Genomic DNA, 10,411 nt, shown 5'->3' with positions numbered 1-10,411 from the left:
CATTCCCTATCTCTCACCAGCTCATGATCTGCCCAGAGCATACCAGATTCTCTTTCTCACATCAAGTTTTGGTCATACCCCCTGCGAACCTCCTGTTGAAGCTGACAAACTATCTATAAATAAGACGAAAGAGCATCGTTGGTTGTGACAAGAGCGATTAACTCAAACTTGAAACGGCGATCGCTCTTTCCACCGATGAACTTGAGCAGCAAGCATGACGTTTGAGGTAAGCGTATCAACGGGGTTGGTTAAAAAGACTTGTTGGGCTTATTTCAGTGCAGTATTCATGGCATCTTCCCACTTAGCTTTGCTACGCCACTCGTCTTATCGAATCTTTATGCAACATCAGACAAAAACAGTTTGGGGTTTATGTAGCAGGCGGACGAAAAGCAACGAATCGCTCAAAACACAGTTCTGACAAGACTTAAAGACAAGTACAAAAGTTTTAAACTTACCAGAATGACTGCCTCAACTTCTCTGAAATGGAGGCTGAAACCTTACTGATTCCGTTCGACAAAAATTGTGAATTGCTCTTACCGTTGTTTATTGTCCAATTGCTACAAAAACCCCGCTATGTAGCAACGGGGAGTAGTTGACGCGCACCTGTTCCCTATCTACTTTCAGAAATAAACTGGCGCTGGCTTGGCGGCTGCGTCCACAACACGCAAAAACCACTTTGCGCTTCCCTTCCCTGTACCTTCAAAGTTACGCGCAAGCGTTTCACATCGTTTAGACAATCCAGGTTATCTAGCGACCCAGCATTCCACTTCATCACGTTTCGTGCCAGCTGACCTTCTCGACTTTCTGCCCATCGCAATGCTTCAGCCTGTGCCAGGGTGAGGCGACGAGGTTGAGTCACGTACCCACCCCCAAGCCAAACTGGGACGGACAGACCCAATAGGATACCTACTCCAATGGCAGCACTCAACAGCCCTGCTGCTGGTATGACAGAGGAAAAAAAGCGCGATCGCCCCTCCCACTCGGTCTTCTGGATCAAAGACTTCACCGCCGCCGCGATCGCCGTCTGCTGTCCTTTGACTGCGACTCGCTCCGCTGTCTGCAACTTGTCGTAAAGGGTTTGGGACCATTGGTTGAATAGAGCATCCAAATCTTTAGGGCTTTGCTCTAGCAACAATTGCAGTTGACCTACTGACACCATAATCAAAAATAGCGGGTCACTTGGCTTTAAACCAAACCTAGCAACAATATCGAGAACTCGTGCCTGAAATTCTGGGTCTTTGCCCTCCAACACCTTGTCAAGCAAAGTGGTATTTTTATCGGCGGTCATGACAATTCGATCCCCCTCGATTTTTTAGCCTTCTGTTCGTCGCGTATTTCTATTTGGGCAGGTTCTTGTTGTTCCGATTCTTTTTGGACGGTTTGGACTGACGCATCGGCTGCAACTTCAGTTGCCAATTGCTCTTTTTCTTTGCTTAATTGCAATAACTCCGGCTCTATTTCATCCCTTTGCTCGAATACCCGTGCATCGCTCGGTCTTAATTGCTCTAAAATTTCGCCCCTTAGCGTGGCAGCTAACATAATGCGTTTATCTGTAAGGGAGCGCAGCACGAAAGAGTCTTGCTCTAGGTCTACAGTTACTACACCTAATGGTTCAACTAAAAACTCGCGCAGTTGATGCTTTTTGTGTTGCTCGATAATTAAATTAACTAAGTCCCTCTCAATTCGAGCGCGGGTGAATTCATCATCTACTGATGCCGATGTTATTAACCGCTTTTCGTCGTCTAAGTCAGCATTTATAGTAGGAGTAATTTCATCAATTTCGGCTTGTTCCAATACCTCCTCATCAACCATCTGCTCTTGCAATGCCAACTCTCTCAACAAGTGCAGATTTTGAAGATTTGAACCAAACTCAGCTTCATCAATCGCTCGCACCCTTTTAGGCAATTTAACTACACTTTCATCGCTATCGTTGGAAGGATCGTTATTTACCACCACTTCTACTATTTCGTTCGTTTTAGAACTAAAGGAATGACTTTCACAAATAGCTCGAACTTCCCGAACGTAATCTGGGCTAAATATTTGGTCAAATACCTCCGATTGGAGCACGTAGTCAAAACTCGGCTCTACGCTCGTGGGTCTAGACAGCGACCAATCACCGGAAGAATTAATGTAACCAGAAACGATGAAGTCACCTGCTTGATGGGTGAGAAACCATTTCTTGTCAATTCCTTTTGAAACTAGTTGGGGATCGCTAACTGGCAGGACGTACAATCGACCCAAATACCAATCGGAGCGGCTGACATCGTAATTAGCAATACCATCGCTGCTTTCGCACACTACCGCCAGTTCGTACTCTGATGAATTCATATATAGTTGAATCCGCTCGATCTATGCAGTAGTAGAACTTGAAACTTTTGTCCCATCCTTATCCTTTGTTTTTGGTTGCCTATTAGGAGCAAACATCTCGGTTAGCTCGATCTGCAAGTAAGTTTCTTCTAAGAACGTGTGCATCCGCTGCTGAGACATGGCTGCCATCTCGTCGGAGTTCCGAGCTGCTTCAAAACTTAAAGTTTTAGAGTCTATGTAATATCTATCCCCTGGATAAAGTAAGGGAAATTCGATTTCTTGCATCGATTTTTTATATTTCTGCTTTAAGTCTTGATATTCCCGATCGCTATCTAAAAAGCCCCATTCTTCAGTCATTCCCTTATTCTGAACGAAAATGTGAGGTAACTTATCTTCAAACTTGGATAGCGATTTCTTAAAAAAGTCTACTGAATCGTAACCGCCATTGGAGATAAACCACTTACAAACATCGACTCCATATCGGTCGGCAATTTCTAGCAATCGTCCTTTTTCGATCCAGTTAGTTACGAGCGAATAGACTTGTGCTGGCAGGTTGACAATTACAGCTTTATCTGACTTTCTAGCTAATTCAAAAATCAGATCGGCTTCGTGAGTTTTAGAAAGGGCTTCGCTAAAAACAGCTTCGCAAGCGTTTTCAGGGTAAAACTTCTTGACATCTGGATTCGAGCGGTCTGCATCAACCAATACATAGGGCTGATTCTTGTCAATGCAAAACTGTACCATGACGCGGGCAAATAAAGACTTACCTACGCCACCTTTCTCACCGTCAATTAAGTGAATTCTTGCCATATTACAAAGAAAATTGTTGAATCTAAAATTGTAATTTTTGGTCAATCGCTGAAGACTTCGGAGTGTGTAGAAAGCCCACCTATATTCCAGATTTCGGGATCGAAATCTTCTTCAATCTCTGCTTGCCGCTCTGGAGTTGGCATAGAAGCAGGTAGTCCAGCGTTGAACGCGCCACCAGCAGTAGAAGTGCCAAAATTAGACCACATCCCAACGCCCATCGGTACTATGCCACCGAATTTCGAGCGGTCTAGTCCCAATGCCGCACATATACGATCTACTTGCCTGAGCAGGGCAAATATCGAGTCTATGCCAATCTGCTCTATTTGAGCCGCAGTCTTACTGCCCTCGTTAGATAGAGCAAGTGGCATATAGTAGGCGCTAATCGCCCGCAGAATCATTTCTCTCGTATTCGCATCTGGGTGCAACTCGCGGTCTTGGATGTAGGACAGCAGCACCGCATGGTCTGAGTCAAGCGGTGGTTGATAGCGCCAGTAAAAGTCTTTATTCTCACCCATTTTGTACCACCGCCTCTTGCTTTACTTGCCTTCTCGCCGTCTTACCACCTGCATAACTCGCCCTTACCTTCGCGGCATGATATGCAGACAAACCCCAAACATCAGCTAAGCGGCTACCCAACCACTGTTCGTTCAAAAGGGGCGGAATTTCTACACCTCCGTGCCAAACTACGGGTGTTGCTCGAAAGCAATCGTTCAACTCTTGCTTGAGGTAATCTGCCGTACCACCACAGATGATGACTTCATCCAACTCTTCCCGACTCGGTAGCACCTCAGCCAGCCAACTCGTCAGCGCGATCGCGTATTCCAAACGCGATTGAGAAATCGCCTCAATTATCTTGTTGACTTCAGCCTGACGCGCTGCTTGGGTGCTGGATGTTGTCAACTTCCAAAAATGCTTGGCACTCATGTCGTTACCCGCAGCAGCGATCGCGCCGACTAACGACTCGGCAGTTAGTCCCGATGTCCGTTCCATGACTAATTCGACCAGGCGCACCATCCCCAAATTGGTTGTCCTGCCCTTATCCACTACACCCCTACGAGATACCAGCACGCTGGCATTTCGGTAGCCGACGCTGATGACAGCAACTACCGAACGCTTGATTGCCTCCCCAACCTGCTTGCAGTAATTTAAATAGATCCCTCCCCCCTCTGGAAAGCATTCGTAGCTCGTCAAGCTGCAAGACATCGTGCCTGTGGGCGTAATAAATTCTGGCAGGGCTGCTTTGAGCATTGGTAATAGCAATTGCGAGTCCTCAAATTCCCCAGGTGGTAGTAGCAAAGCCAGCGATACGCTGCCTCCATCGGGCAGTTTCAACTTTTCCTTCGCTACCCAAATTGCTGCCAAGATTTTATAGAAAGCCGATTCGTATTTCTTGCGCGATAGACCTGGGTTGGCGTTGTACCGCGACGCTGCCAAATAACCAACTGCCCTGTACTCTCCTGCCGCTCCCACCCAGGCTATGTTCTCTGGATAAGCGCGACCCAAATTACTCTCTGTCTTTTCTTGAAGCGATGACAAACTAGCTAGGGATACCTCCGGCTCCATGTAAAGAGCTTGCGGCATACCATCAACTGTCTGCACGATCCCCTTTAATCCACTCCCCCCAAAGTCCAACGTCAAAATCATCGCTGGGGGAACTACACGCTTGGGTCTACCCATTATTTCTTTTACTTAATTATTTGTCTTAGTTTTTACAATTATTCCAAAACCTATACAGATATCCGGTCAGCAATTACTCGATTACTCTGCAACTGCAATTAACTTTCAGGCTAACCGATACAATGCATCCAAATTTAAATCTGCGTATTCAATATAACTCTGCTTTAAATAAAAATACTGAGCGATTGGTAAAGCTTTGGTGAACGATTGGAAAATTAAGTGTAAATACAAGCGGAATTGGCTAGGGTTTTAGTAGGGTTCTGGTAGGGATAGAGCAGGGTTAAAGCAGGAAAACCGATTGAATTTTGACCCTGGCAGCCCTATTTATTTCTCAACAACGCCACATTATTGACAATTAAAACCCTAGTCAAACCCTACCTTAACCCTGCTCTCATCCTTCCATTACCCTGCACCGAAGCGCTACGCACGCTGCTGGCAGCCGCCACCACGCTACCCTTGCATCCGCATCAGATCCGCAGAAGCAAGCAATGGCGATATCCGTATATCTCTGTTGGAAGTAAATTTTGTCGTCGCCATGCTTGTTGGGGGCTATCCCCCAAGCCCCCCGATAAACGCCCTGCTGCTTCAATACGATCGCATTTACAGAAATAATGCCGAGTTAATTCGCGTTCATCTGCGAGTACGGTCAAGTTTTTGGTGTTATATTTTACTTAAGTAAAAATAAAATTCGCGACTTTACTCAGTCCGATTTTTTCCTTTGGGTTTACGTCACACTGCATCCCATGTCCCAGTCCAAAAGCAAGATCAGACAGCGCACGGTTAGGTTTGAAATGCTCTTAACTCCAGACGAGAGCAAGTCATGGGAAGCTTTAGCTGAATCGGCAGGAGTTAGTAAGGCAGAGTTGATTCGACGCTCTATGGCTGGTTGCCGGATCAAAACCGTTCCCGAAGCTAATTGGCAAGCCTACTGGCAGCTTGGTAAAATTGGTAACAACATTAATCAAATAGCCAAGGCGCAGAACACGGCGATCGCTGACGGGTTGACACCGCCAAACATCGATCTAACTCCTTTTGAGGAATTAAGGAGACAGATTGACCGATTGCGTATGTATCTAATTTTGGGAATGGATGATGACAGCTCCAATAGTGCCGCAGAAGGTACAGATGATCGGGAAGATTAAAAAGGGTAAGAGTTTTGCTGGCTTAACGCAATACATTCTGGATAAGGAAGAAGCCGAACTGCTCTGCACCAACTTAGCTGGGGAATCTCCGCAAGACTTCTACAAGCAATTGGAAGCTACTCGACAATTAAACCCTAGAGTACAATCTCCTGTCAGTCATATCAGCATTAGCTTTGCACCAGGAGAACGACCCAACAAAGAGCATCTGGAGCAGATTGTAGAAGCGACGCTTGAAGGTATGGGGTTCGAGCGCAACTTATACTTCGCTGCTGCCCACAACGACCGCGACCACTTCCACCTGCATATTGCCGCCAGCCGCATCAAATCTGATGGCGAATGCGTGTCCGACTGGTATGACTTTCGGCGGTTAGAAAAGACGCTCAGGAAATTAGAGTCACAGTTTAGCTTGACACCCGTACCTTGCTCCTGGGAAGCAAATCATAGTGCCCCTTCCACCGGACAAAAGCGGCGCATGATGCGGGAGCAACAGGAATTCGAGCAAGGCTTGCGCGATAGACCTGCTGACAAAAGTGCTTTGGAGAAGATCCAAGCTGCCGTTGACGCGACTATCCATCGGGGCATGACAATGACCCAATTCCTCGACCATCTGGATGCAGCTGGCGTGGAGGCTAAGGTCAAGGTAACGAGAGAAGGCGTTATCCAAGGGATTTCCTACTCAGCAGATGGGGTAGCGTTTCAAGGCGGTAAATTGGGCAGGAATGAATTTGGCTGTACTTTACAAGGATTGCAACTTAGAGGAGTGACTTTTGACTTAACAAGGGATGCAGGAGCGATCGCGACTCGTGCAACCAGTAATAGCCAAAAGAAAACTCGTACAGCCTCCTCACTCATTCCCCTAATTCAGAATCACCCTAAAAACTTGTCTCTAATTCAATTGCCTAGCATGAGCGAGACTAGTGAGAGTGGCGGAAGTGAAAATGCTGACGAAATTGGAGAAAGCATTAGCAGTAAGTCCAGCACTGACCGGAAGCATACTTATAGAGATAGCTCCAATGCGATCGCTACCGAGCGAGTAACCACGGGGTTAGCTACTCCACCCGCACCTGCCTCTAATCTTGGCTCGGATATTGAAACAATTCAGCAGCAGTTGCCGGAGAATATCCTCCATGCCAAGCAAGCTTCTAATGACTCGCTTAAACACTTACCGCATAAAGCGGACGACCGGAAAACCCAAGACGGACGTAACCAACCCAAGCTTAAAAAACAGGCTCTACTTGATTGAGTCAATGCCTGCAACTACAAAAACTGATTTTCTTATTTTTTAAACTTTTCAGTCTTCCTACGCACCACTAAAAAACCACTACACTTCTAACAAAGGTTGCGAACAGCACCATCGGAATAGTTGCGGAGATGGCGAAACCTATTAGCGATCGCATTTAATTTATCGTTAACCGCTATTTTACAAGTTTATATTAGGACTTGAGCATGGCTCAAAGAATATAGCAAAACCTGTTTAAGCAACTTGACTCGGCTGTTTATCCTTCAGATGAGAAGCTGCCGTCATTATCAACTCACACAAGTGATCGTCACTCATCCGATTCAGCAACACCTGTGACCAGAAGTAGTGATATGCGTCGGGTGGTAAAGCTTCCACTAGCTTCTCAAAGTTTTTCAGCTCTAATTCTCTATTTCCCCTGCGAAAGCTTGAAATTTGGCTTTCAGTTACACCAGATATTGCACTGAGCTGCTTACCAGTGATTTTGAAGGTGTCGAGTGTTCTAAATAAGGCTTCCCTAATTTTCATGCAAATCTCTTAAGTAATTTGCTTTAACGGCAATTACGGATATAATAGTTTGCGTCAACGCAAATTTGGGTAGTAACTAACTCGTAGTGTGGAAGCACTGTGAGCAACTTAATTCTAGCGTAGCATAGGCATTTAATCATAACTGTTCTGTCGATGCTAGGGAACAGCTCAAACCATTGCAGTCTTAAATTTTTTTCGTTAGACACTAGCCCCGATCTGCTGACCCAGATGTAGGGCATTTATTAAGTTAGGTAACTTAATTGTGATACAGACAAATTCAAAGATTCAGGGAAAATTTTATCCACTCCAGCATGAGGAATGGTTAAGGGCTTGTCGGGAGCTTACCAAAGCAGAACTAGAGGTACTTTACTACATTCGCACGATCGATCCCCGCAACTATGGGGTTGAAATTAACGCCGCCCAGATAGCAAGGCAACTGTCATCACCGGAGCGTCAAGTCTATAGGCAAACGATTAGTAGGGCTTTGGATTCACTTGCACTTAAGGGCTGGATTGATGAAAAATACAGTTCTACTAAACAAGTCTTAAGTTTTGAGAGAAAGATCCGCGATCGCCTACACGCTCAATTAGGCGGATTAGTAGAAGTCGTTACCCCTGCTGGTCGCATCGACTTGGTGACTGATACGCAAATTATCGAAATTAAAACCGTCGGAGACTGGAAATCTGCACTAGGTCAAATCTTAGCTCATTCAGGCTTCTACCCAGAGCATCAGAAGCGAATACATCTATTCGGCTCAACCTTTGAACTTAAGAAGCTGCCGGATATTGAAGCTGCTTGCCTAAGCTTTGACATTAAAGTTACTGGTGAGGAGGTGGCGTAATGCAGAAGACACGTAACATTGGGCGACCAGTAGGTTTTGGAGAGAAAGAGATGGAAGGCTATTTCATGATTTCTAATCAGGATGCAGCTGTAGCAATTATCAATAAGCTGTCTGGAACTCAACTTAGGCTTTGGCTTTACCTAATGATGGTAGACAGCTTCGCTGACACAACTGCTGACGGAGAGAAGGTTTACCACGAAATTCCTAGCCCTGCTGAAATAGCACTCAAAATTGGGGCTAATGCAGAAACAGTAGAGAAAGATATGCGCGTGTTAAGAAAACACGGTCTTTATGATTACCGCGTTACTGCTTGGGGAGGTCACAACCATTCTGCTGCCAACGCTCGTAGAGAATCAGACAGGTTAAAACAGCGGCATAAAAGCCATCAAACTCAGCAGGGTCAAGGCGAGAGACTAAATAATCCCCCAAGCGGATTAAACAATCCCTCGGAAAGACTAAATAATCCCCCAAGCGGATTAAACAATCCCTCGGAAAGACTAAATAATCCCCCAAGTGGATTAAATAATCCCCAAAAAAACCCAAAAGCTCCACCAGATGAGACTTCCAGCTCTCCTCAGACTATTCAGACTTATTCAGACTTTATACAGACTCTCTCAGAAGACGAGCGAGCGAATTTTTTAAATTTCTGTAGCGAACTGACTGCAAATCTCAGCCAACCTGTCAACGACATCGAAGCTTGGCTGGCACACAAGAACAAAGCTGGAAAGAATCGCTGGGAGGTTTACTACCAAAAATTCTTGGTTCGGCAAGGAAATGTTTCCAAAAAATCTCAAAGCAGCCGCAGCAGCCAGATGATGAAAAAGTTTCAGATGGAAATCGAGCAGCAGCAACAGCAAGCCATTCAAACTTGGGAGAGCCAAGTATGATCGAGCAATTGCCTCCCTCCAGCATTGAAGCTGAAGAAGCTATCTTGGGTGGGATCATGCTTGACCCAGAAGCGATTAACAGAGTGAGCGATCGCCTGGTCGAGTCAGCTTTTTACATCGGCGCTCACAAGCAGATCTACCAAGCAGCACTGCGCCTCCACAGTCAAGGTAAACCAACGGACTTGCTTGCAGTCACGAGTTGGCTGACCGATTGCGAGATGCTCTCGCACGTTGGCGGTAAAACTAAATTAGTTTCCCTGCTAGACCGCACGGTGTCGGCTGTCAACATCGATGCCTTAGCCGCACTGGTGATGGATAAGTATCTGCGGCGTAAGCTTCTAGTAGCAGGTAACGAAATTGCTCAATTAGCCTGGGATACATCCACCCAATTAGATTCGGTGCTTGACTGTTGCGAGCAAAAACTCTTCCAACTTTCTAACCAAAGGTTTTGTTCCAACACCGAGCATAACAGCACGATTACTGTTGCTGCTTACGAAGAATTAGATGCGGGAAGTCCCATTTACCGAACAGGACTTCACGAGCTGGATAAGTTAATGGTGGGATTTGAAGGCGGCACGCTGACGATAGTTGCCGGTAGACCGTCAATGGGAAAGTCCCAGATCTCTTTGTTCCTAGCCCTCCAAATGATTCTGCTCCACGAGCTACCTGTTATCATCTTCTCGCTGGAGATGACAAAGAAACAGCTGGAATACAGGCTATGGAGTTTAATTAGTGTCACCAATGCCTACAAGCATTTAGGCATAACACCCCTAAGAAGCGATCGCATCCGCAAACATCGTGCCGGATTGGAATCCTTAGCTAGCTGGGAATTTAACAGCATTGCCAAAATCGTCAGCATTGCTTCAGAGTTGCCGCTGTACATGAATGACAGTCGAGGGATTACGGTGGCTGGAATTGCTTCAGAATGCCGCCAGGTTAAAGCAAAAGAAGGCTCGCTGGGGCTGGTTGTAGTTGATTACCT

General features: G+C 46.0%; 12 protein-coding genes. 6 read left to right on the top strand and 6 right to left on the bottom strand.

The window, feature by feature from the left end:
- Positions 1–610: 610 nt before the first annotated feature.
- Genes ACRC32_RS13795 through ACRC32_RS13775 form a run of 5 tightly spaced genes read right to left on the bottom strand, consistent with a single transcriptional unit; the run spans position 611 to position 4,794 of the window.
- Positions 611–1,288, bottom strand: coding sequence for a DUF6753 family protein (locus ACRC32_RS13795; RefSeq protein ID WP_438554511.1), 678 nt, complete (start codon positions 1,286–1,288; stop codon positions 611–613).
- The gene (locus ACRC32_RS13790; protein WP_438554510.1) at positions 1,285–2,328 is read right to left on the bottom strand and encodes a hypothetical protein; all 1,044 of its coding nucleotides are present in this window, start codon (positions 2,326–2,328) and stop codon (positions 1,285–1,287) included. The genes ACRC32_RS13795 and ACRC32_RS13790 overlap by 4 nt, the downstream gene beginning before the upstream one ends.
- A 21-nt stretch (positions 2,329–2,349) precedes the next feature.
- Positions 2,350–3,117, bottom strand: coding sequence for a mobilization protein MobD-like protein (locus ACRC32_RS13785; protein ID WP_438554509.1), 768 nt, complete (start codon positions 3,115–3,117; stop codon positions 2,350–2,352).
- 41 nt (positions 3,118–3,158) lie between these two features.
- Positions 3,159–3,632, bottom strand: a complete 474-nt coding sequence (locus tag ACRC32_RS13780) for a hypothetical protein (protein WP_438554508.1) — start codon at positions 3,630–3,632, stop codon at positions 3,159–3,161.
- Positions 3,625–4,794: a ParM/StbA family protein gene (locus ACRC32_RS13775; protein WP_438554507.1), complete on the bottom strand. Its 1,170-nt coding sequence runs from the start codon at positions 4,792–4,794 to the stop codon at positions 3,625–3,627. The genes ACRC32_RS13780 and ACRC32_RS13775 overlap by 8 nt, the downstream gene beginning before the upstream one ends.
- Positions 4,795–5,142: 348 nt before the next feature.
- Here ACRC32_RS13775 and ACRC32_RS13770 point away from each other — a divergent pair, with 348 nt between their 5' ends.
- The 3 genes from ACRC32_RS13770 to ACRC32_RS13760 all read left to right on the top strand — a co-directional run bounded on the left by ACRC32_RS13770 (position 5,143) and on the right by ACRC32_RS13760 (position 7,179).
- Entirely contained in the window at positions 5,143–5,406 is a 264-nt protein-coding gene (locus ACRC32_RS13770; protein ID WP_438554506.1) for a hypothetical protein, read from the top strand.
- 131 nt (positions 5,407–5,537) lie between these two features.
- The gene (locus ACRC32_RS13765; protein ID WP_438554505.1) at positions 5,538–5,936 is read left to right on the top strand and encodes a plasmid mobilization protein; all 399 of its coding nucleotides are present in this window, start codon (positions 5,538–5,540) and stop codon (positions 5,934–5,936) included.
- Complete coding sequence (locus ACRC32_RS13760) at positions 5,920–7,179, top strand: relaxase/mobilization nuclease domain-containing protein (RefSeq protein ID WP_438554504.1); 1,260 nt, start codon at positions 5,920–5,922, stop codon at positions 7,177–7,179. The genes ACRC32_RS13765 and ACRC32_RS13760 overlap by 17 nt, the downstream gene beginning before the upstream one ends.
- Before the next feature lie 231 nt (positions 7,180–7,410).
- Here ACRC32_RS13760 and ACRC32_RS13755 read toward each other — a convergent pair whose 3' ends face one another.
- A complete protein-coding gene (locus tag ACRC32_RS13755; RefSeq protein WP_438554503.1) occupies positions 7,411–7,701 on the bottom strand; it encodes a helix-turn-helix domain-containing protein in 291 nt (96 codons plus the stop codon).
- A 262-nt stretch (positions 7,702–7,963) separates the two neighbouring features.
- On the opposite strand from ACRC32_RS13755, the gene ACRC32_RS13750 reads away from it, so the two are divergent.
- From ACRC32_RS13750 to ACRC32_RS13740, 3 genes are all read left to right on the top strand, one after another.
- A complete protein-coding gene (locus ACRC32_RS13750) occupies positions 7,964–8,542 on the top strand; it encodes a hypothetical protein (protein ID WP_438554502.1) in 579 nt (192 codons plus the stop codon).
- Positions 8,542–9,429: a hypothetical protein gene (locus ACRC32_RS13745; RefSeq protein ID WP_438554501.1), complete on the top strand. Its 888-nt coding sequence runs from the start codon at positions 8,542–8,544 to the stop codon at positions 9,427–9,429. Before ACRC32_RS13750 ends, ACRC32_RS13745 begins: the two co-directional genes overlap by 1 nt.
- Positions 9,426–10,411, top strand: a 986-nt coding sequence (locus tag ACRC32_RS13740; RefSeq protein WP_438554500.1) for a replicative DNA helicase, incomplete at its 3' end; no start/stop codon positions are given. The genes ACRC32_RS13745 and ACRC32_RS13740, both read left to right, overlap by 4 nt.

Source organism: Chroococcidiopsis sp. (genome assembly GCF_051657925.1).
Lineage (GTDB): Bacteria > Cyanobacteriota > Cyanobacteriia > Cyanobacteriales > Chroococcidiopsidaceae > Chroococcidiopsis.
This window is presented reverse-complemented; position numbering and strand designations above follow the sequence as displayed.